Genomic DNA, 23,552 nt, shown 5'->3' with positions numbered 1-23,552 from the left:
CTAGCCCGGTCATTTGATATCCATGCCGTCCTTTTATAGACCAGGATCGGGAGATGTGTAGATACCGATGCCGCGATGAGGCCTGATCAATCAACACAAACCTTGGATTCAACTCCCGCTTTCGGTCCGCCGACTACTCACCTCAGCCGGCACATCATCCCCCGCCATGCGCTTGCGAAACAACGCCGCCCGGGCCAGCAGCAGCGTGGTCACCGGCACGGTGATCGACAGCAGAACCGGAATCAGCCAGGCATGCAGCACCGGCGCCGACTTGAGCGCCGAAAAGTAAATGATCGAAGCTAGCGCCACGCACCACGCTCCCAAGGTCGAGGCCAGCGCCGGTGGGTGCATGCGCTGGAAATAGTCCTTCATCCGCAGCAATCCGGCCGCGCCGATCAGCGTAAACAGGCTGCTCAGCACCAGCAGAATCGCCACCGCAATTTCCACCCACAGAGACAATTCAGGCCTCATTCGATCACCTCGCCACGCAGCAGGAATTTGGCCAGGGCGAACGAGCCGACGAAGCCGAACAAGGCGATCAGTAGCGCCGCCTCGAAATAAGTGTCACTGGCATAACGAATGCCCAGCGCAAGCATCATCAGCATGGCGATGATGTACAGGTAATCCAGCGCCAGAACCCGATCCTGAGCCGATGGACCCTTGAATAGCCGGATCAGGGTCAGAATCATCGCCATCGAAAAGATGAACAGGCTCAGCAGGATCGCGTTCGACAGCAATGCGCTCATTCGAAGATCTCCATCAAGGGGCGCTCGTAGGTCGTCTTGAAGTGCTGGATGAATTGGCTTTCATCATCCAGATCGAAGACGTGCAGCAACAGAATGCTGCGATCCAGCGCCAGTTCCGACCAGACCGTGCCGGGGACCACCGTACAGATCATCGACAGCGCCGCCAGGCCGTTGGCATCGCGCAAGTCCAGCGGCACCTTGATAAACCGCGAGCGAGGCGCACGACGGCCTGCGTTAAGCACGCCCCAGGCCACGGCGAGGTTGGACACGATCACGTCGCGCCCGACCAGCAAGAACAAACGCAGGATCACCCCAGGCCGACGAATGCGGATCGGCAGCGGCCGCAGCTTGCGCATCATCAACGGCGCGCAGAATCCCAGCATGGCGCCCAGCAGTAGATTGCCGGGGCTCATCGACAGGTTCAAAACCAGCCACAGCAGCCACAGCGCCAACGACAACCAGGGTGCAGGAAACAGGCGCTTCATGGTTGCACCTCCAGCAGCGCTGTCTTGGCTTTCGGGCCTGGAATTACACGGGTTTCGAGCACCGCCATCACGTATTGCTGAGGGTTGTTCAATGCAACGGCCGCCGCTTGGGTGTAGCGCAGCAGCGGTTCGGCCTTGAACGTCAGCGCAATGCTCAGCCCCAGCAGAACCACGATTGGCACGCATTCCAGGCGCCGCAGCAAGGGCGACGGCCGCTCTTGCGGAGTCCAGAAACGCTGGATGCCCAAACGCGAAAAAGCAATCAACGAGGCCAACCCGGACAAGATCAACAGGACGAGCAACCCCCACGCGCTGTTCGATATCGGTTCGTCGCTGCCATTGCCCAGACCCAGCGGATTGAGCAGGGCGCTGAGCAGACTGAGTTTGCCGATAAACCCGGAAAGCGGCGGCATGCCGATGATCAGCAGGGCGCAGGCGATGAAGCTCAAACCGAGGAACGCCATGGTCCAGGGAATCACTTGTCCGACCACGGCTTTGCGGTCGTCATCGAGGTTGAAGCCTTTGGGCGGCTGCAAGGATTCCAGGGGCCGTGGCAGCAGCTCGCCGTCGTCGAACAGCGGCATTTCGTTGGCCGAACGCGAGCGCTCGATCAACTCGGCCAGCAGGAACAGCGCGCTCAAGGCCAGGGTCGAGCTGACCAGATAGAACAGCGCCGCGCCGATCAGGTTCGGTTGGGCGAAACCGATGGCCGACAACAGAATGCCTGCCGACACCAGAATGCTCAGGCTGGCCATGCGCTCCAGGCGTTGCGCGGCGAGGATCGCCACGGCGGCGCAAACGATGGTCGCCATGCCGCCGTAGATCAGCCAGTCGCCACCAAAATACGCGGATGCCCCGGCCTGGCCGGAGAACAGCAGCGTCCACAAACGCAGCAAGGTGTAGACGCCGACCTTGGTCATGATCGCGAACATCGCCGCCACGGGCGCGCTGGCCGCGGAGTAGGCCGGCACCAGCCAGAAGTTCAGCGGCCACATGCCGGCTTTGGCCAGGAACGCCACCGCCAGAATCGCCGCGCCGGCATGCAGCAAGCCGCGATCGGCTTCCGGCACCAGCGGGATTTTCAGCGCCAGGTCGGCCATGTTCAGCGTGCCAGTAACGCCGTAGATCAGCGCCGCGCCAATCAGGAACAGTGACGAGGCCAACAGGTTGATAGAGATGTAATGCAGCCCCGACGACACCCGCGCCCGGCCCGAACCGTGCAGCATCAGCCCGTAAGAGGCGGCCAGCAGCACTTCGAAAAACACGAACAGGTTAAACAGGTCTGCCGTCAGGAAGGCGCCGTACAGACCCATCAACTGAATCTGGAACAGCGCGTGGAAACTCGAACCCGCACCGTCCCAGCGGGCCATGGCGAACAGCAAGGCGCTGACGCCGATGATCCCGGTCAGCACCAGCATCAGCGCCGACAGACGATCGACCACCAGCACAATACCGAACGGCACCTGCCAGTTGCCCGGCAGGTACACACCGATGGAGCCCGGCACGCCGGTGGTTTGCGTCCATTGCAGCAGCATCACGGCAATGCCCAGCCCCAGCAGGCTGGAGAACAGATTGATTTTGGCCTTTAACGGGCGGTGTTTCTCGCCCAGCATCAGCATCACCGCGGCGGTCAGCAGCGGTAGCAGAATGGGGGCTGCGATCAGGTGCGCCATTGGATTCATTCTTTAGGCTCCCGGCCATCCACATGGTCGGTGCCGGTCAGGCCCCGGGAGGCGAGCAGCACCACCAGGAACAACGCGGTCATGGCGAAGCTGATGACGATCGCGGTCAGCACCAACGCTTGCGGCAGCGGGTCGGTGTAGTGCAGCAAATCCTGAGGCACGCCGTCCTTGATGTTCGGCTCCTTGCCGATGAACAGGCTGCCCATGCTGAAGATGAACAGGTTGACGCCGTAGGACAGCAGGCACAGGCCCATGACCACCTGGAACGTCCGTGGTCGCAGCACCAGCCACACGCCGGACGCGGCCAGCACACCGATGGCGATTGCGATGACTTCTTCCATCAGATGGCTCCTTGCGTGGCAGCCGCTTTGGCCATGGGCTTGGGTTGCGCGCTGGTTTTATGACCGCGTACCGACTGGTGGGCGAGGGCGGTCAGGATCAACAGCGTCGAGCCGACCACCACGGCGTACACGCCAATGTCGAAGAACAGCGCGCTGGCGATGTGAATCTCGCCGAGCAGCGGCAATGCGAAATGCCAGGTGTGAGTGGTAAGGAATGGATACCCGGCCACCATCGCCCCGAGCCCGGTGATCGTGGCGAACAGCAGCCCGGTGCCCATCCAGCGCAGCGGCCGCAGGCTCATTTGCGCCTCGACCCACTGGGTGCCGGCGACCATGTATTGCAGGATGAACGCCACCGACATCACCAGCCCGGCGACGAAACCGCCACCGGGTTGATTGTGCCCGCGCATGAACAGGTAGACCGACACCACAAACGCAATCGGCAGCAGCAGACGCACCAGCACCGCTGGCACCATCATGAAACCGAGCGCGGTGTCGCTGGCGTGACGCGGGTTGACCAGGTCGGTGACCACGTCGGGCGCCAGCAAGCGCTGTTGGGCCGGCAGTTGCAGGCTTTCTTTCGGCGGACGGAAGCGTCGCAGCAGGGCGAACACAGCCAGGGCCACGGCCACCAGCACGGTGATTTCGCCGAGGGTGTCGAAGCCACGGAAGTCCACCAGCATCACGTTGACCACGTTGCTGCCGCCGCCTTCGGGCAGGGCGCGACTGAGGTAGAACGAGGAAATGTCGTTGGGCGTCTGGCGGGTCAGCATTGCGTAGGACAGCAACGCCATGCCGCCACCGACCGCGATCGACAGCAGCAAGTCGCGGATACGGCGGATGCGTGCCTTGCGCAGACTGCTCGGCAACGGCGACACCTCTTCGATCCGTCGCGGCAACCAGCGCAGGCCCAGCAGGATCAGCACTGTGGTCACCACTTCGACCACCAGTTGCGTCAGGGCCAAATCCGGCGCCGAGAACCAGACGAAGGTCACGCAGGTCATCAGGCCGCAGACGCTGACCATGGTCAGGGCCGCGAGCCGGTGATACTTGGCTTGCCACGCTGCGCCAAGGGCACAGGCAATCGCCAGCAGCCAGAGGATCACGAACACGATCGAGCCCGGAATCTTCGGTCGGTCGCCCCAGCTCAGGCTGCTGTGCAGCATCGGGATCAACCCGGCCAGCACCGCGGCGAGCACCACCAGAAACAGTTGGGTTTGCAGGCGCCGGGTGCTGACCCGCCGCTCCAGGCGACGGGCCAGGCGCATCATGATCACCAGGCTGCGCTCGAACAGGCGCTTGCCATTGAAGTGGCTGATCACCGGCGGGTGCGAGAAACGCCCGCGCTTGAGCTGATTGCGCAACAGCAGATAGAGGATGATGCCGCAGGACATGGCGATCAGGCTCATGATCATCGGCGCGTTCCAGCCGTGCCAGATCGCCAGGCTGTACTCGGGCAGCGTACCGCCCACCACCGGCAATGCCGCCGCCGCGAGCAACGGGCCGATCACTTGAGCGGGGAAGATCCCCACCACCAGACAGGTAAACACCAGCAATTCCACCGGCGCGCGCATCCAGCGTGGCGGCTCGTGCGGGGTGTGCGGCAGGTCGGTGGCGCTCGGGCCGAAAAACACATCAACGGTGAAGCGCAGGGAGTAAGCCACGCTGAACGTCCCGGCGATGGTCGCGACGATCGGCAGGGTCATCTCGATCCAGGCCGTCGCGTTGATAAACACGGTTTCGGCGAAGAACATCTCTTTGGACAGGAAGCCGTTGAGCAGCGGCACGCCGGCCATGGAGGCACTGGCGACCATGGCCAGGGTGGCGGTGAACGGGATCAGTTTGATCAGGCCGCTGAGTTTGCGAATATCCCGGGTGCCGCTTTCGTGGTCGATGATTCCGGCGGCCATGAACAGCGAGGCCTTGAACGTGGCGTGGTTGAGAATGTGGAACACCGCGGCCACGGCGGCCAGCGGACTGTTCAGGCCCAGCAGCAAAGTGATCAGGCCCAGGTGGCTGATGGTCGAGTAGGCCAGCAGGCCCTTGAGGTCGTTCTGAAACATCGCGCAGTAAGCGCCGAGCAACAACGTACAGGCCCCGGCCCCGCCGACAATGTAGAACCATTCTTCACTGCCGGACAGCGACGGCCACAGGCGTGCGAGCAGGAAGACCCCGGCCTTGACCATGGTCGCCGAGTGCAGATACGCCGAAACCGGTGTCGGCGCCGCCATGGCGTGGGGCAGCCAGAAGTGGAAGGGGAATTGGGCACTTTTGCTCAAGGCGCCGATCAGGATCAGGGGAAGCAGAATAGGGTAGAGGGCATGTGCGCGAATCAGCTCGCCGGCGGCCAGGACCTTGTCCAGGTCATAGCTGCCGACCACATGGCCGAGCAGCATGACACCCGCCAGCAAACACAAACCGCCCGCACCGGTGACCATCAATGCCATGTAGGCGCCACGTCGCGCATCGGCGCGGTGGTGCCAATAGCCGATCAACAGGAATGAAAAGAGGCTGGTCAGTTCCCAAAAAAACACGATCTGGATCAGGTTGCCGGAGATCACCAACCCCAGCATGGCGCCCATGAACGCCAGGAAAAACGCGAAGAAACGCGGCACCGGATCGTCCGGCGACATGTAGTAGCGGGCGTATAGCGAAACCAGCGTGCCGATGCCCAGCACCAGCATCGAGAACAGCCAGGCGAAACCATCCATACGCAGAACGAAGTTCAGGCCCAGGCTGGGCAGCCAGAAGAACTCTTCGCGGATCACGCCGCCATCGGCGATTTGCGGGTACAAGAGCGCAACCTGGACGGTGCCGATCAGGGCAACCAGGCCAGCCAACAGCGATTCGGTATTACGCGCGTTGTGCGGCAGCACGGCTGCCAGACAACTGCCGATAAAAGGCAGAAGCAGTAGAACTATCAGAGACATAGGCTTCTAATCTGCGGAAGTTTGTGAAGCATCATACGTGCCAGCTCCCCGATCACCAAACGCCAAGCTGTCGCAGAATCCTACAAAGTAAACGGCAAATTCGTGTTTATCATTGTTTCAGATCGCTATCGATCGTTCCCACGCTCCCGCGTGGGAATGCCTCAATGGACGCTCTGCGTCCGCTCTTGGGACGCGGAGCGTCCCGGGCTGCATTCCCACGCAGAGCGTGGGAACGATCAGGTGACGGAAACTGAGGATTGCCGCGAAGCGGCATAACACCGCCGGTTTTTCGTCTTCGGCACATTCCCCCGATCCCCTCTGAATCCCTCAAGTCCTTTGTTTGCCGGGCCCTGCGCCGCCAGAAAAAAGTTGGTCTGCAAATTGCTTATGGCTCAGCAGTACAGCGGTGGGCGGCAAACGTCCGGCATGCAGAGGAAAGAGTGTGGACAAGTACCTTTATGTGGCAATGACCGGCGCCAGCCAGAATGCACTGGCGCAGAAGGCTCATGCCAACAACCTGGCGAACATCTCTACCAACGGTTTTCAGAAGGACCTGGAACAGGCTCGTTCGATGCCGGTGTTTGGTGACAGCTTTCCGGCGCGTGCGTTTGCCATGAGCGAACGTCCGGCCACCGACTTCTCCCCGGGTGCGCTGGTGCAAACCGGTCGCGACCTCGATGTCGCGGTGCAGGGCAACGGCTGGATCGCCGTGCAGAACCCCGATGGCGGTGAAAGCTACGTGCGCACCGGCAGCTTGAACGTTGACGCCCTGGGCGTGCTGCGTGCCGGTAACGGTATGCCGGTGGTAGGCAATGGCGGGCCGATTGCCGTGCCGCCCGAGCAGCAAATCGAAGTCGGTGAAGACGGCACCATCAGCATCCGTGCGATGGGTGAAGGTCCACGGGTGATGGCCGAAGTCGACCGCATCAAACTGGTCAACCCGGACTTCAAGAACATGACCAAAGGCCTGGACGGTTCGATCCACACCAAGGACGGCAAGCCGGCGCAGGCCGATGCCAACGTCAAACTGGTGTCCGGGTTCCTTGAGTCGAGCAACGTCAATGCCGTGGAAGAAATGACTTCGGTGCTGGCGCTGGCCAAGCAGTTCGAGCTGCACATCAAGATGATGAACACCGCCAAAGACGATGACCAGGCCATGGCTCGGGTCTTGCAGATCAGCTAATTATCAGAACGTCGCGCCGTAAAACAGGCGCACGAGGAGAATCGAATGCTTCCGGCTCTATGGGTTGCCAAAACAGGTCTGTCCGCCCAGGACACCAACCTCACCACCATTTCCAACAACCTGGCGAACGTATCGACCACGGGTTTCAAACGTGACCGCGCCGAGTTCCAGGACTTGCTGTATCAGATCAAACGCCAGCCAGGCGCCCAGTCGACCCAGGACAGCGAATTGCCGTCGGGTCTGCAAGTGGGTACCGGTGTGCGCATCGTCGGCACCCAGAAAAACTTCACCGCCGGCAGCCTGCAAACCACCGAGCAACCGTTGGACATGGCCATCGACGGTCGCGGCTTCTTCCAGATCCTGCAGCCGGACGGCACCACGTCCTACACCCGTGACGGTACGTTCCACCTGGATTCCAACGGCCAGATCGTCAACGCCAGCGGTTTCGCCCTGGAACCGGCCATTGTCATTCCGAACGACGCCCAGACCTTCACCGTCGGTCGTGACGGCACCGTGTCCATCACCGTCGCCGGCAACCCGGCCTCTCAGGTGATCGGCAACCTGCAAACCGCCGACTTCATCAACCCGGCCGGTCTGCAAGCGGTGGGTAACAACCTGTTCCTGGAAACCGCTGCCAGTGGCGCGCCGCAAGTCGGCACCCCGGGCCTCGCCGGTTTCGGCACCACGCTGCAGAACACTCTGGAAACCTCGAACGTCAGCACCGTTGAAGAGATGGTCAACATGATCACCACTCAGCGCGCCTACGAGATGAACTCCAAGGTGATCTCCACCGCCGACCAGATGCTCTCGTTCGTAACGCAGAATCTGTAATCAAGTCTATGAGGCGGCCATGAGGTCGCCTGCAACACCGTGAGGTAGGGTCATGAATCGCTTTGTATCTGTTCTGGCACTGAGTGGGGTCGTCGTGCTCGCGGGCTGCGTTGCTCCGCCGCCCAAGCCCAATGACCCTTACTACGCTCCGGTGTTGCCGCGCACGCCGCTGCCGGCTGCCGCCAATAATGGCTCGATCTACCAGGCCGGTTTCGAACAGAACCTGTACAGCGACCGCAAGGCGTTCCGGGTCGGTGACATCATCACCATCACCCTGAACGAGCGCACCCAAGCGAGCAAGAACGCCAACTCGCAGATCGACAAGAACAGCAAGACCGACATCGGCCTGAGCTCGTTTTTCGGGGGCGGCCTGAGCACCAGTGATCCAGTGGGCAGCGGTAGCCTGAGTCTGGACGTCGGTTATGAAGGTGACCGCGCCACCAAGGGCGACAGCAAGTCCGGCCAGAGCAACAGCCTGACCGGTTCGATCACCGTGACCGTCGCCGACGTGTTGCCTAACGGCATCATCGCCGTGCGCGGCGAGAAGTGGCTGACCCTCAACACCGGTGATGAGCTGGTGCGGATTGCCGGCCTCGTTCGCGCCGATGACATCGCCACCGACAACACCGTGTCGTCGACCCGCGTCGCCGATGCACGCATCACCTATTCGGGCACCGGTGCGTTTGCCGATGCGAGTCAGCCAGGCTGGTTCGACCGTTTCTTCCTCAGCCCGCTGTTCCCTTTCTAGGTGGCTTCTCTGGTGAGCATGTTGAACTTCAAACACCTGATGGTGGCTGCGCTCCTGATGTCCGCAGCCTTCGACGCTCAAGCCGAGCGGCTGAAGGACATCGCCAGTATTTCCGGTGTGCGTTCCAACCAATTGATCGGCTACGGCCTGGTGGTCGGGCTTAACGGCACCGGCGATCAGACGACCCAGACCCCGTTCACCCTGCAGACCTTCAACAACATGCTTTCGCAGTTCGGCATCAAGGTGCCGGCAGGTTCGGGCAACGTGCAATTGAAGAACGTCGCGGCGGTGTCGATCAGTGCTGATCTGCCGGCGTTCGCCAAGCCGGGTCAACAGATAGATATCACCGTTGCGTCCATCGGTAACTCCAAGAGCCTGCGTGGCGGCACGTTGTTGCTGACGCCGCTCAAAGGTATCGACGGCAACGTCTATGCCGTCGCTCAGGGCAACCTGGTGGTGGGTGGTTTCGATGCCGAAGGACGTGACGGTTCGAAGATCACCGTCAACGTTCCGTCGGCCGGTCGCATCCCTGGCGGTGCGTCGGTCGAGCGTGCCGTGCCAAGCGGTTTCAATCAGGGCAACAGCCTGACCCTGAACCTCAACCGTTCGGACTTCACTACCGCCAAGCGCATCGTCGACAAGATCAACAACATGCTTGGCCCTGGCGTCGCTCAGGCCATCGACGGTGGTTCGATTCGCGTGACTGCGCCACTCGATCCGAGCCAGCGGGTCGACTATTTGTCGATCCTCGAAAACCTTGAAGTCGATCCGGGCCAGGCGGTGGCGAAAGTCATCATCAACTCGCGCACCGGCACCATCGTGATCGGCCAGAACGTCAAGGTTTCCCCGGCCGCCGTGACCCATGGCAGCCTGACCGTAACCATCACCGAAGACCCGATCGTCAGCCAGCCCGGCCCTTTGTCCAATGGGCAGACGGCAGTGGTGCCGCGCTCGCGGGTCAACGCTCAGCAAGAAGCCAAACCGATGTTCAAATTCGGCCCGGGCACCACCCTCGACGAAATCGTCCGTGCGGTGAACCAGGTCGGCGCGGCACCGGGTGACTTGATGGCGATTCTCGAAGCGCTGAAACAGGCCGGCGCGTTGCAAGCCGATCTGATTGTGATCTGAGGGCGGCGACCATGGATATGCGCAAAAGCGGCCTGGTCAGTAGCAGCGATTCGGGTTCCTACTCGGACCTCAATCGCCTGAACCAGCTCAAGGTCGGCGACAAGAACAGCGATGCGAACATGCGCAAAGTGGCGCAGGAATTCGAATCGCTGTTTCTTGGTGAAATGCTCAAGTCCATGCGTTCGGCCACCGAAGCGCTGGGCCAGGACAACCCGCTCAACACGCCGGCAGCCAAGCAATACCAGGAAATGTACGACCAGCAGTTGGCCGTTTCCCTGTCCCGCGAAGGCGGCGGTATTGGCCTGGCGGACGTGCTGATGCGCCAGATGTCGAAGAACAAACCGATGGCGCCGGGTGAGGCTGCGGCAGCGTCTGCCGCCAAGCAAGCTGCCGCGAAAGCCGCCGTGGAAACACCGATTGCCGCCGGTACGGTCGCCACCAACGGGCCGCTGTCGCGTCTCAATGGTGAGCGCCCGTTGTGGGCTTCGCGCTCGGTGAAGACGCCGACAAACGCGGGCGAGGGCGCTCATCGCAATGACATGGCGCTGATCAATCAGCGGCGTCTGGCGCTGCCGCCGAAACTGGCTGATCGTTTGCTCGCCGGGCTGGTGCCGTCGGCATCGACCGCTGCAACAACCGCCACAACGGCGCAGAACACTATCCAGATGCCGCAGAGCACCAAGACCGGTTCCGGCCCTCTGTACAACGGCGATTGGCTGGCTGGGCAAACGGATACAGCGGCCAGCGGGCGCCTGCAGATTTATGGTCGTGCCATGGCTCAAATACCCCTGGCGCCGGCGAAGAAAGCCTTCAGTTCCGCCGACGAATTCGTCAACACCATGCTGCCGATGGCCAAAGAAGCTGCCGACCGTATCGGTGTCGATCCACGTTACCTGGTGGCTCAGGCTGCCCTGGAAACCGGTTGGGGCAAATCGGTCATGCGCGCCCAGGATGGCAGCAGCAGCCACAACCTGTTCGGCATCAAGGCCAGCAGTAACTGGAAAGGCGATTCGGCGCGGGCAATCACCAGCGAATTCAGAAATGGCGAGATGGTCAAGGAGACGGCCGAGTTCCGTTCCTACGGCTCTTACAAAGACAGCTTCCATGACCTTGTAACGCTGCTGCAAAGCAATAATCGCTATCAAGATGTGCTGAAGTCAGCCGATAACCCAGAACAGTTTGTACGCGAGTTGCAAAAAGCCGGGTATGCAACCGACCCGGATTACGCAAGCAAGATCTCGCAGATAGCCAAGCAGATGACGAGTTACCAAAACTACGCTGCGGCGGGCGCTTCCACTACGCCTTTATAGGCACAAGGCATAAGGTCTGAACCATGAGTTTGCTCAATATCGGGATGTCGGGTCTGGCCGCTGGCCAATCCGCGCTGATGACTACCGGCAATAACATTGCCAACGCCGACACCGCCGGGTACTCACGCCAGCAAACCGTGCAGGGCACCAAGGCTTCGAATCAGTTCGGCAATGTCTACATCGGCACCGGTACGACCCTGGCCGATGTGCGTCGGGTGTACAACAGCTACCTCGATGCGCAACTGCAGACCACCACTTCGCTTAACAGCGACTCGGCTGCCTACGCCGGGCAGATCAGCCCGCTCGATAAGTTGCTCTCGGACAGCGGCACCGGCCTCAATGGCGCCTTGACCAAGTTCTTCGCCTCGGTACAGAACGTCAACGCCAAGCCGGGCGACGATGCTTCCCGCCAACTGCTGCTCAGCGATGCGCAGGCCCTGAGCAACCGGTTCAACTCGATCTCCAGCCAGTTGACGCAGCAGAACGCCAACGTCAACGGCAACCTGGCGGACATGGCCGATCAGGTCAATAAACTGGCCGCCACCGTGGCCCAGCTGAACCAGAAGATTTCCGAAGTTTCCAAAGCTGGCGGCCAGCCCAACGACTTGCTCGATGCGCGCAACGAGACCGTACGCCAACTGTCCACTTTCACCGGTGCGCAGGTGATGGAGCGTGACGGTAACCTCGACATTTACCTGGGCAGCGGTCAGCCGCTGGTCATGGGCAGCACCGCCAGCAAGCTGGAAGTGGTGCCGAGCAAAGACGACCCTTCGCGCTCGGCCATTCAGCTCAATCGTGGTTCGAGCACCATCGACATCACTTCGGTGATGACCGGTGGTGAAATGGGCGGCTTGCTGCGCTATCGCAGCACCGTGCTGGACCCGGCCATGAACGAGCTGGGGCGTGTGGCGCTGGTCGTCGCCGATCAGATGAACACCATCCAGGCCCAGGGCATCGACAAGAACGGTGACTTCGGTTCGAACCTGTTCAACAGCATCAACAGTGCCGCGCAAATGGCTCAGCGCAGCGTCGCCACGGTCGGCAACAGCGCCGGCTCGGGCAACTTCGATGTGAGCATCGAGGACAGCGGCAAGCTGACCATCAACGATTACAAGGTCATTTTCACCAGCGCCACGAACTACACCGTGCAGCGCCTGCCTGAAGGCACCGCCATGGGCGCATTCAGCACGCTGACCACGCCGCCACCAGTGATCGATGGTTTCTCGATGAAGCTCACCGGTGGCACCGCAGCCGCCGGCGACACCTTCAAGATCACTCCGACCCGCAATGCTGCGACCAACATCAAGACCGAAATGACCGACTCCAAACGTCTGGCCATCGCGGCACCGTTGGGCGCAGCCATTGCTGCGGGCGGTAGCGGCACACTGACGATTCCGGCCAGCGGCCAACCGACCCTGACCACGAAGTTCGATGTCTACGACGCAGCGACCACCACCACGATCCAGAACGGTCTGAAGACTTCGACGCCGGTCAAAATCGTATTTGGTGCGGCCGGTGGTACGACTCAGACTTACCAAATGCTCGATGCTCAAGGCAACTCGCTCAGCACCGGCACCATTGTGCCGGGCCAGAACAATACGCTGAGCCTGACCATTCCACTGGTCGACGCCAGCGGCGCCGCGATCAATGATCCGGGACCGCCAATCGTGCAGCGCACGGTGTCGTTTGACATGACCGTGGCCGGTTCGCCAGGTAACGGCACCGCGATCAACGTATCGCTCAGCCAGCCAGGTTCGCTGGACAACCGTAACGGCAGCACACTGGCCGGCTTGCAGACCAGGCAGACCGTGGACACCGGTTCGGCCAGTAACGGTATTTCCCTGAACGACGCCTACGGCAAACTGGTCTCGGGTGTTGGCGCCAAGGCGGCCCAAGGCAAGCTCGACAGCGCTGCCACCGAAGCGATCCTGGCCAACGCCAAAGGTGCTCGAGACTCATTGTCCGGTGTCGACCTCGATGAAGAAACCGGCAACCTGGTCAAGTATCAGCAGTACTACACAGCGTCTTCGCAGATCATCAAGGCTGCGCAGGAAATATTCAGCACACTGATCAACAGTCTTTAAGGAGTCGTAGCCCATGCGCATTTCTACCGCCCAGTTTTACGAGTCCTCTGCTGCCAACTATCAGAAGAATTTTTCCAACGTGGTCAAGAGCAGCGAAGAGGCCAGCAGCCTGGTTCGTGTGAATACCGCAGCGGATGATCCGGTCGGCGCTTCGCGTTTGCTGCAACTGGGTCAGCAGGCGTCGATGCTTGATCAGTACTCGGCCAACATGACCACCATCAAAGGCACTCTCGGTCAGACCGAAGCGGTGATGACCAGCATCGGCAACGTGCTGCAACGCGCCAAAGAGCTGGCGCTGGGCGCTGGCAACGCCGGCTATACCGATGCCGACCGCCAGGCGAACGCTTCCGAATTGGGTCAGATTGAAGAGCAACTGCTCAGCCTGATGAACACCAAGGATGAAAACGGCAAGTACATCTTCTCCGGTTCCAAAGGCGATGTGGTGCCGTTCACCCGTAACACTGATGGCAGCTACACCTACAACGGTGATCAGGTCACGCTGGATCTGCCGATCGGCGATACCCAGTCGATGGCCACCAACAGCACCGGTTGGGACGTGTTCCAGCAAGCGATCAACACCACCCGGACTCAGACCACGCTCACCGCGCCTGCGGTCAATGACGGTCGTGTGGTGTTGTCCAACGGTCAGGTCGAATCCGATGTCACCTACAACGCCAAGTTCCGCAGCGGTGAGCCTTACACCGTGAGTTTCGTCAGCGGCACGCAGCTGCAAATTACTGACTCGTTAGGTAATGATGTCACCGCCGAGGCCAGTCAGAACGGCGTGTTCAGTTCCACCAGTGGTGCGGCCACACAGACTGTCAGTTTTCGTGGCATTGATCTGAAGTTGAACATTAACCTGCAAGCGGGGGATGTCCCGGGGACCGTGATCACCGGCCACAGCTTCACGCTGGCAGCCAAGCCGGATAGCTTCAACACTTCGCGCAGCCCGGGCAACCCGTCGACCGCACTGGTGACCGACGCCTCTGTGACTAACAGCGCCGACTACCACGCCAGCTTTCCGGGCGGCGGGGCGATTCTGAAATTCACCAGTGCCACGAACTTTGAACTCTATGCTTCGCCATTGACCGCCAACAGCAAACCGGTGTCCACCGGCACCATGGCCGGTACGACCGCGACAGCGTCGGGTGTCTCGTTCACCGTGGCCGGTACGCCGGCTACGGGCGATCAGTTCTCTGTGGCGGTCAATACACACCAGACCCAGAACATTCTGGACACCGTCAACCAGCTGAAAACAGCGCTGTCGACGCCAACCAACAATGATCCGATTGCCATTCAGAAAATGAACGCTGCAGTCACTGCCGGTATCGGCAACTTGTCCAGCGGTATGGATCAACTGGCCTCCAGTATCAGTTCTGTAGGCGGTCGCGGTGCGTCATTGGATACCCAGACCGATATCAACCAGAGTCTGGCACTCGCCAATACCCAGACCCAATCGGCCATTCGCGATTCCGATCCGGCTGAAGTGATGACCCGCCTGACGCTGCAGCAAACCATGCTGCAAGCTTCGCAACTGGCGTTCAGCAAGATCGCTCAGTTGGGCCTGTTCAACAAAGTCTGAGTCAGGGCCTTCGCGATAATCTCGCGAAGGCTTGCGACTGCCGAGTGCAAACCGTCTTTATTCAGCGGTTCCGGGGAGTTTCACTTCGTTGAAGTAAGCTCCCGCCGCTCGCGAGTTCTCCCGCCGTGAAACCAGCACCTCTTGTCACCATCGCCATCCCCGCCTTCAACCCACAGTTCTTCCAGACGACCCTGCAAAGTGCGCTGAATCAGACTTACGCCAATCTTGAAGTGATCGTCTGCGATGACAGTAGCGGTGACGAGATCCGCGAGATCGTCGATGCCTGTGAGGTGCCTGTCTCGATTCGACTGCGCTATGTGCGCAATCCGCAGCGTCTGGGTTTTCAGGCTAACCTCATGGCCTGTGCGCAAGAGGCCAGCGGTGACTATCTGAAGTTGCTGTGCGACGACGACCAACTGCTCCCTGAATGCATCACTCAGCAGGTCGTCGGCTTCATCGACCACGAAGACGTCAACCTGGTGATTGGCCAGCGGCAGTTTTACGACGGTGATTACATCCTGCTTTCCGACCGTGTGGAAAATTGCTGTTTTTCTACGGGTGTCACCTTGTTCAAGGGTGAGGATCTGCTGGGCGTTCTGGAAAGCAGTCTGATCAACTTTCTCAGTGGCCTTAGCGGGGTGTTGTTGCGAACCCGGCATGCGCTGGAGTATTTGCCGGCCCTGACTCAGATTGGCGAAGGTTTTATCGCGTGTCTGGACTTCGCCTTGTTTGCCTGCCTGCTACGGCGTGGCAATCTGGTGGTGGTGGGCCAGGTGTTGAGCCTTGAGCGTTTGCATCCGGCGCGGCTGAGCGATCAGGCGCCAGTCAAGGCTGCGGTTATGACAGAGCTCGACTGGCTCAAGCAGATGCTTGCCGTGCGCAGTGGTGAGCCGGCGCCTGCGCCGGGCTGGGTTCGTTATCTGGCACTGGCCGATGCGGTTGAGGGGCACGCCTATGCCTGGGAAGAAACCGCGCTGGGCCGGCAACTGGGCTTCATTCAAACGATGGTGCACACCCGGGTAGGCGTCGAGTGCGGCAGCTTTGCCGAGATGTACCGGGAATGGCTGTCGTGCCGTCGTTTGAAACCGGCTCAGCAACGTTTGCTCGACGCCCGTTTGCAGAGTTGGAGTTGGCGTCCACGCATCGTGCCGATTGTTCTCGACAGTGAAGGCGATGTTCCGGCACTGGAGGAAACGCTCAAGAGCATTCGTCATCAGACCTACGCCGCCGAGCAAGTGGTAGTGCTGTCCCAATTACAGCACGCACCCTGCGACGGTGTGCGTCATATGCGCCTGGATGATGAGCCGGTTGCCCAGTTCAATCGCCTGCTAGCTCGGTTGGATAATGCAGACTGGATCTATCTGGTTCGCGCGGGTGACCGCTTGAATGAACTGGCTTTGCTGTTGCTGGCGGAGCGCATGGTGGAAATGCCTGATGTGCGCTGCCTCTACAGTGACGAGGGCGGATTGCGTGATGACGTCTCGGTCGAGCCAGTGTTCAAGCCGGACTTCAACCTGGATCTGATGCGCAGCTATCCCTATGTCGGCCGCGTGCTGGCCCTTCAGCGGCAGCGGTTGATCGAGCTGGGTGGCATGCAAGACGGTTTTGGCGAGCTGGGTGTGCATGATCTGGTCTGGCGACTGGTGGAGAGTAACGGGCCGCACGCGATCGGGCACATCGCTGAAGTGCTCGTGGAGTCCGCTCTGTGTCTATCCCAGTGGCTCACGCAGCCGCAGATTATCGAGCAGAGCCCTCGCGTGCTGGGCGCGCATCTGCAGCGGCTCGGCGCACCGCACCGAATTCGCGCCGGCAGCCAGCCGATGATCAATCGTGTGGATTATCTGCATGATGAGCCGGCCATGGTCTCGATCATCATTGTGACCCGCGACGAACTGAGTTCCCTGGAGCGTTGCGTCGAAAGTCTGTTGGAGAAAACCGCCTGCCAACGCTATGAAGTTCTCATTGTCGACAATGGCAGCACTGCCGTTGATGCCCGTAACTGGCTGTCGGCCATGGAGCAAATGGGCAGTGACAAACTTCGGGTGTTGCGCTGTGATCATGGCGACAATCTGGCGGCCGTGCAGAACCTCGCTGCTGGCCACGCCCATGGCGATTACCTGTTGTTTCTCAGTCCCTACAGTGTCGTTGTGAGTCCTGATTGGCTCGACGAGTTGCTCAATCACGCTCAGCGTCCGGAAGTCGGCGTGGTCGGCGGTCGGCTGGTGAGTCCGCAAGGACGTATCGAGGGAACGGCCCAGGTACTGGGGTTACGGGGGGCCGTCGGTGTTCCCAATCGTGGCGAGCCGCTCAACACGCCGGGTTACATGCAGCGCCAGCAGACGGTGCAGAACTTCAGTGCCGTGGGCATCGATTGCCTGCTTGTGCGCAAGAAGGTTTTTGACGAGTTGCATGGCCTGGACGAGCAAAATCTGGGGCAAGCACTCAACGGCGCTGACTTCTGCCTGCGTGTTAAGCAAAACGGATACCTGGTGGTGTGGACTCCCTACGCCGAATTGATGCGAGTGGTGTCATCCTCTGCCTTCAATCCCGCTCCCAGGGTGTTGCAGGCCGAGCAAAAAAGTTTTTACCAGCGATGGTTGCCGGTGATAGCCAGAGATCCGGCCTACAACCCCAATCTGAGTCTGGGTACCAGCAACTTCAGTCTGGAACCGGGATTCAAGGATTGCTGGGATCCGTTTTCGCGTCAACTTTTGCCCAAAATCCTGGCGATTCCAATCAATACCACCGCAGTGGGCCATTACCGGGTCGCTCAGCCGTTCCTTGAGTTGGAGGCGGCCGGGCGCGTAGTGGGACACTTGAGTTATCACACACCGACAGACATTGACCTTGAGCGGTACTCTCCCGACGTGATCGTGTTGCAGGGACGCTATAGCCAGAATGCGGTCGATGAGGTTGAACGAGTCAAAAACTGCTCGCATGCTTTGCGCATCTTCGAACTTGACGATTATGTAATTGATGTTCCGAAAAAGAACGCGCACTTGCGTAAGGCCGAGGTCGGGGTCGATAAAATAGTGCGCCGTGGCATAGGGTTGTGTGATCGGGTTGTGGTCTCGACCCAGCCTTTGGCCGACGCATTGCGGGACATGCATCACGATATCCGGGTGGTCCCAAACATGCTGGCGCCGCATCTCTGGAGCGGGCTCACCAGTCAGCGCCGCACCTCTCGCAAACCACGCGTGGGTTGGGGTGGCGGGACGAGTCATGATGGAGACCTGGCAATCATTGCGGACGTGGTGCGCCTGCTGGCCAACGAAGTCGAATGGGTGTTCTTCGGCATGTGTCCGCCGGCTTTGCGCCCGTTTGTCCATGAGTTCCATCCAAGCATCGGCTTGCAGGCTTATCCGGCCAAACTGGCCAGCCTGAACCTCGACCTGGCGCTGGCACCGCTGGAGTTTCACATCTTCAACGACTGCAAGAGCAACCTGCGTCTGCTGGAGTACGGTGCCTGCGGTTACCCGGTGATTTGCACCGACACTGAAGCCTATCGCGGCTATCTGCCCTGCACCAAAGTCGTGAGCAACAGCACCGAGGAATGGCTTGAGGCAATCCGCATGCACCTGTCCGACCCTGATGCGAGCTACCGCATGGGCGATGCACTGCGTGAGGAAGTGCTGCGCGATTACATGCTCAAGGGCAACAACCTCAACTATTGGGCCGAGGGCTGGTTGCCAAACTGATCGAGCATGGAAGTACACCTGCAGGCGGCCTTGGGCCGCCTGTTTTGTTTGTGTCGAACACACCACGAATTTTTGTTGTAGCCGGCTCAAGCCGGGATTGGTTTGGGTCGATAAAGGCTCCACAGCTTCGTTTATATGAAAGACCCTTCTGCGACGCGGGTTTAAACATCGCTACGGGAAAGGTATCTGGTTTAACAACATGGCAAGGAAGAAGTCGAAATGGCAGTGATAAACGGGACAAATGGCGTGGATACGCTGACAGGTACCAGTGGGGATGACGAGATCAATGCGCTGGGTGGCAATGATGTGATCATGGGGAATGCCGGTGCGGACAAGCTGGATGGCGGCACCGGTACTGATACGGTCGATTACTCGACGTCGGCCGCCGGAGTAAACGTTGAGGTCCGTTTTGGCACGGGCATGGCCGGCACCGGTGGCGATGCGGAGGGAGATACCCTGACCAGCATCGAAACCGTCATCGGTTCGGCGTTCAATGATACGTTCGCCGTCGGCCCGGATCACACTGCACCCGCGATCAGGCTGGAAGGCGGTGCCGGCGACGATATCTACTACATCAACAACGCTGCTACAGCGACCATCGTCGAACTGGCCGGTGGCGGCAATGACGAAGTGCGTGTGTCGGTGATCAACCCCGTCGGCACCGTCCTGGCGGCGAATATCGAGCGTTTGACCTATACCGGCAGCGAGGCCTTCATCGGTTATGGCAACGCCAGCGACAACATCATCACTGGCGGTTCGGGCAACGACATGCTGTACGGTGGCGCGGGCGCCGACCAGTTCATCGGCGGTTCCGGGCTGGACACCGTGGGTTACACCGACAGTACGGTCGGCGTGACGATCAATCTGAAAACCGGCGTGAATACCGGCATTGCGGCGGGTGATACCTACACCGACATCGAGGCGATCAAGGGTTCGAACTACAACGACACCTTTGTCGGCGATAGCCGGGGCATAGACTTCGACGGCGGGGTCGGTAGCGATACAGTCGATTACTCGATGTCGGCCGCCGGAGTAAACGTTGAGGTCCGTTTTGGTACGGGCATGGTCGGTACCGGTGGCGATGCCGCAGGCAGCACCCTGACCAGCATCGAAACCGTCATCGGTTCGGCGTTCAATGACACGTTCGCCGTCGGCCCGGATCACACTGCACCCACGATCAGGCTGGAAGGCGGTGCCGGCGACGATATCTACTACATCAACAACGCTGCTACAGCGACCATCGTCGAACTGGCCGGTGGCGGCAATGACGAAGTGCGTGTGTCGGTGATCAATCCTGTCGGCACCGTCCTGGCGGCGAACATAGAACGTTTGACCTATACCGGCAGCCAGGCCTTCACTGGTTATGGCAACGCCAGCGACAACATCATCACCGGTGGCTCGGGCAACGACATGCTGTACGGTGGCGCGGGCGCCGACCAGTTCATCGGCGGTGCCGGGCTGGACACCGTGAGTTACACCGACAGTACGGCCGGCGTGACGGTCAATCTGAAAACCGGTGCGAATACCGGCATTGCGGCGGGTGATACCTACACCGACATCGAGGCGATCAAGGGTTCGAACTACAACGACACCTTTGTCGGCGATGGCCGGGGCATCGACTTCGACGGCGGAGTCGGCACCGATACGGTCGACTACTCGACGTCGGCCGCCGGAGTAAACGTTGAGGTCCGTTTTGGTACGGGCATGGTCGGTACCGGTGGCGATGCCGCAGGCAGCACCCTGACCAGCATCGAAACCGTCATCGGTTCGGCGTTCAATGACACGTTCGCCGTCGGTCCGGATCACACTGCACCCACGATCAGGCTGGAAGGTGGTGCCGGCGACGATATCTACTACATCAACAACGGCGCTACAGCGTCCATCGTCGAACTGGCCGGTGGTGGCAATGACGAAGTGCGCGTGTCGGTGATCAACCCCAGCGGCACGGTCCTGGCGGCGAACATCGAGCGCTTGACCTATACCGGCAGCCAGACCTTCATCGGTTATGGTAATGCCAGCGACAACATCATCACCGGCGGTTCTGGCAACGACACGCTGTACGGTGGTGCGGGTGCCGACCAGTTCATCGGCGGTGCCGGGCTGGACACCGTGGGTTACACCGACAGTACGGTCGGCGTGACGGTCAATCTGAAAACCGGCGTGAATACCGGCATTGCGGCGGGTGATACCTACACCGACATCGAGGCGATCAAGGGTTCGAACTACAACGACACCTTTGTCGGCGATGGCCGGGGCATCGACTTCGACGGCGGAGTCGGCACCGATACGGTCGACTACTCGACGTCGGCCGCCGGAGTAAACGTTGAGGTCCGTTTTGGTACGGGCATGGTCGGTACCGGTGGCGATGCCGCAGGCAGCACCCTGACCAGCATCGAAACCGTCATCGGTTCGGCGTTCAATGACACGTTCGCCGTCGGCCCGGATCACACTGCACCCACGATCAGGCTGGAAGGTGGTGCCGGCGACGATATCTACTACATCAACAACGGCGCTACAGCGTCCATCGTCGAACTGGCCGGTGGTGGCAATGACGAAGTGCGTGTGTCGGTGATCAACCCCAACAATACCTACATGGCGGAGAATATCGAGCGTCTGACCTATGTCGGCACTGCCGCGTTTACCGGTTGGGGCAACGCCAGTGAGAACATCATCACCGGCGCTTCGGGTAACGACACGCTGTACGGTGGCGCGGGCGCCGACCAGTTCATCGGTGGTGCCGGTTATGACACCGTCGGCTATACCGACAGCAAAGTGGCGGTGAGCATCAACCTGAAGACCGGTGTGTATTCGGGGATCGCGGCGGGTGACACTTTCACCGACATCGAAGCGATCAAGGGCTCCAGCTTCAACGACACCTTTGTCGGCGATGGCTGGGGCATGGACTTTGATGGCGGGGTCGGTACCGATACGGTCGATTACTCGGCGTCGGCTGCCGCGGTAAACGTTGAGGTTCGCTTTGGCACAGGCATCGCTGGTACAGGAGGGGATGCCGAAGGCAGCACCCTGGCCAATATCGAGAACGTCATCGGCTCGGCATACAACGACACGTTCACCGTCGATCCGGATCACACTGCACCTGCGATCAGGCTGGAAGGCGGTGCCGGCGATGATATCTACTACATCAACAGCAGCGCCACGCCGACCATCGTCGAGCAAGCCGGTGGCGGCAACGATGAAATGCGTGTGTCGTTGGTCAATCCCAGCCACACGTATATGGCAGCCAACATCGAGCGCCTGACCTTCGTCGGCACTGGCGCGTTCACCGGTTGGGGTAATGCTGGCGACAACATCATCACCGGTGGCTCGGGCAACGACACCCTGTACGGCGGCGCGGGGGCCGACCAGTTTATCGGTGGAGCCGGCCTCGACACTGCGGGTTATCTCGACAGTACCGTGGCGGTGAGTATCAACCTGAAGACGGGTGTGCATTCCGGGATCGCGGCAGGCGACACCTTCACCGCAATTGAAGTGATCAGGGGGTCGAACTACAACGACACCTTCTATGGCGGTACCACTGCGATGGGTCTGGATGGTGCAGGCGGCCAGGATCTGGTCACCTATGAGCAATCCGACAGTGCCGTGAACATCGACCTGAAAACCAAAGCCAACACCGGCGACGCTGCTGGTGATACCTACACCGGGATCGAGATATTCCAGGGCAGCAACTTTGGCGACACGTTGTCCGGATCGACCGGCGTCGACATTTTGATCGGTGGTGCCGGTGCGGATGTGATCGATGGGCGCGAAGGTCTGGACAGTGCCTGGTACATCACCAGTACCAGCGCCGTGAACATCAACCTGTTGACGGGCGTCAATCAGGGCGGCGATGCGCAAGGCGATGTATTGCGCAACATCGAGCGAGTAGTGGGCAGCCACTTCAATGACACCCTGACCGGTGATGCCAACGTCAACTACCTTGAAGGTGGGTTGGGTAACGACGTCATCTATGGTGGCGACGGCAACGATTACCTCTACGGCGGGCTGGTGTCCCAGATCGGACCATTCACGCTGGATGGTCTGATCAATGGGCCGCAGGCTGACACCTTGTATGGTGGCAATGGCAACGACACCATCGTCACCGCTGCCAACGACGAGGGCAGCCAGGCTTATGGTGAAGCGGGAGGCGACGTCATCACGGTAGTTCACGGCATGGCCGATGGTGGTGACGGCAACGATTTGTTGACCGGCACGGGCTTGGGCTTTTCGCTGTTTGGTGGTGTGGGTGATGACAAATTGGTGCTGCAAGCCAGCGGGTCCGCCTTTGGTGGCGAGGGTGACGATACCTACAACGTCAACACCTCGGCATTGGTGACAATTCAGGATGACGGCGCCAGCCGCCTCGACAAGATTGTGCTGTCGTACATCAGCAGTGCCGAGTTACTGATTGATCGTGTCGGTGATGATCTTTACCTGCACCGATCGAGTGTTAGTGCAGGGCAGGTTCCGCAGGAAGGTGTACAGCTCAAGGACTGGTTCGCCGGCTCCGATACCATCGAGCAAATCCAGACGGCGGATGGACAGCTCTTCAGCCTGCCGGCCAACAGTGATGCGTTTGCCATGTTCGGCTGATACCTGAATCAGGCGCCTTCTCTCCTGCAACGGGATTGAAGGTGTCCGCTTTATCCTTGGGGGCGAACCCGGTCTTTATGATCCGGATTCGTCCCTTTTTTGTGCCTTCTATCTGGACTCATGAGCTGGCGCGTTTCCTGCAAGTCCCCCTCATATCGCCATAAAACGAGCGCTTGCGGCCGGTACGCCAGCGTCTGACACGGCAGAGCGTTTT

Annotated in this window: 15 protein-coding genes; 9 read left to right on the top strand and 6 right to left on the bottom strand. The window is 60.2% G+C overall.

Translation table 11 applies throughout. The features are described 5' to 3' along the window. Nucleotides 1-108: 108 nt before the first annotated feature. The 6 genes from AC1RQB_RS18690 to AC1RQB_RS18665 are packed head-to-tail and all read right to left on the bottom strand — an operon-like array spanning nt 109 to nt 6,184. Nucleotides 109-471: a Na+/H+ antiporter subunit G gene (locus AC1RQB_RS18690; RefSeq protein WP_063340273.1), complete on the bottom strand. Its 363-nt coding sequence runs from the start codon at nt 469-471 to the stop codon at nt 109-111. Then, on the bottom strand, nt 468-746 hold the full coding sequence (locus AC1RQB_RS18685; protein ID WP_008012107.1) for a K+/H+ antiporter subunit F: 279 nt from the start codon (nt 744-746) through the stop codon (nt 468-470). The genes AC1RQB_RS18690 and AC1RQB_RS18685 overlap by 4 nt, the downstream gene beginning before the upstream one ends. Further along, nucleotides 743-1,231, bottom strand: coding sequence for a Na+/H+ antiporter subunit E (locus AC1RQB_RS18680; protein ID WP_007895416.1), 489 nt, complete (start codon nt 1,229-1,231; stop codon nt 743-745). Before AC1RQB_RS18680 ends, AC1RQB_RS18685 begins: the two co-directional genes overlap by 4 nt. Continuing rightward, nucleotides 1,228-2,913 (bottom strand): monovalent cation/H+ antiporter subunit D, encoded by a 1,686-nt coding sequence (locus AC1RQB_RS18675; protein WP_063340272.1) that lies wholly within the window; start codon nt 2,911-2,913, stop codon nt 1,228-1,230. Before AC1RQB_RS18675 ends, AC1RQB_RS18680 begins: the two co-directional genes overlap by 4 nt. Beyond that, nucleotides 2,910-3,254, bottom strand: coding sequence for a Na+/H+ antiporter subunit C (locus AC1RQB_RS18670; RefSeq protein WP_008029186.1), 345 nt, complete (start codon nt 3,252-3,254; stop codon nt 2,910-2,912). Before AC1RQB_RS18670 ends, AC1RQB_RS18675 begins: the two co-directional genes overlap by 4 nt. Then, nucleotides 3,254-6,184, bottom strand: a complete 2,931-nt coding sequence (locus tag AC1RQB_RS18665) for a monovalent cation/H+ antiporter subunit A (protein WP_063340271.1) — start codon at nt 6,182-6,184, stop codon at nt 3,254-3,256. The genes AC1RQB_RS18670 and AC1RQB_RS18665 overlap by 1 nt, the downstream gene beginning before the upstream one ends. Before the next feature lie 442 nt (nt 6,185-6,626). Here AC1RQB_RS18665 and AC1RQB_RS18660 point away from each other — a divergent pair, with 442 nt between their 5' ends. The 9 genes from AC1RQB_RS18660 (at nt 6,627) to AC1RQB_RS18620 (ending at nt 23,338) form a co-directional block, all read left to right on the top strand. Then, nucleotides 6,627-7,367, top strand: coding sequence for a flagellar basal body rod protein FlgF (locus AC1RQB_RS18660; protein WP_063342887.1), 741 nt, complete (start codon nt 6,627-6,629; stop codon nt 7,365-7,367). A 45-nt stretch (nt 7,368-7,412) separates the two neighbouring features. Beyond that, a complete protein-coding gene (gene flgG, locus AC1RQB_RS18655) occupies nt 7,413-8,198 on the top strand; it encodes a flagellar basal-body rod protein FlgG (RefSeq protein ID WP_008011001.1) in 786 nt (261 codons plus the stop codon). A gap of 52 nt (nt 8,199-8,250) precedes the next feature. Beyond that, nucleotides 8,251-8,946 (top strand): flagellar basal body L-ring protein FlgH, encoded by a 696-nt coding sequence (flgH, locus tag AC1RQB_RS18650; protein WP_052966739.1) that lies wholly within the window; start codon nt 8,251-8,253, stop codon nt 8,944-8,946. Between the two features lie 18 nt (nt 8,947-8,964). Then, nucleotides 8,965-10,074, top strand: coding sequence for a flagellar basal body P-ring protein FlgI (locus AC1RQB_RS18645; RefSeq protein ID WP_008072568.1), 1,110 nt, complete (start codon nt 8,965-8,967; stop codon nt 10,072-10,074). A gap of 11 nt (nt 10,075-10,085) precedes the next feature. Next, nucleotides 10,086-11,384: a flagellar assembly peptidoglycan hydrolase FlgJ gene (gene flgJ, locus AC1RQB_RS18640; protein WP_063342888.1), complete on the top strand. Its 1,299-nt coding sequence runs from the start codon at nt 10,086-10,088 to the stop codon at nt 11,382-11,384. A gap of 23 nt (nt 11,385-11,407) precedes the next feature. Beyond that, the gene (gene flgK, locus AC1RQB_RS18635) at nt 11,408-13,468 is read left to right on the top strand and encodes a flagellar hook-associated protein FlgK (RefSeq protein ID WP_063342889.1); all 2,061 of its coding nucleotides are present in this window, start codon (nt 11,408-11,410) and stop codon (nt 13,466-13,468) included. 13 nt (nt 13,469-13,481) lie between these two features. Continuing rightward, the gene (locus AC1RQB_RS18630; RefSeq protein ID WP_063342890.1) at nt 13,482-15,050 is read left to right on the top strand and encodes a flagellar hook-associated protein 3; all 1,569 of its coding nucleotides are present in this window, start codon (nt 13,482-13,484) and stop codon (nt 15,048-15,050) included. Between the two features lie 125 nt (nt 15,051-15,175). Continuing rightward, the gene (locus tag AC1RQB_RS18625; RefSeq protein WP_063342891.1) at nt 15,176-18,748 is read left to right on the top strand and encodes a glycosyltransferase; all 3,573 of its coding nucleotides are present in this window, start codon (nt 15,176-15,178) and stop codon (nt 18,746-18,748) included. 246 nt (nt 18,749-18,994) lie between these two features. After that, a complete protein-coding gene (locus AC1RQB_RS18620; RefSeq protein ID WP_493094965.1) occupies nt 18,995-23,338 on the top strand; it encodes a beta strand repeat-containing protein in 4,344 nt (1,447 codons plus the stop codon). The last annotated feature ends 214 nt before the right edge of the window (nt 23,339-23,552 follow it).

The organism is Pseudomonas sp. GW822-FHT02E03 (assembly GCF_058802325.1).
This window is presented reverse-complemented; position numbering and strand designations above follow the sequence as displayed.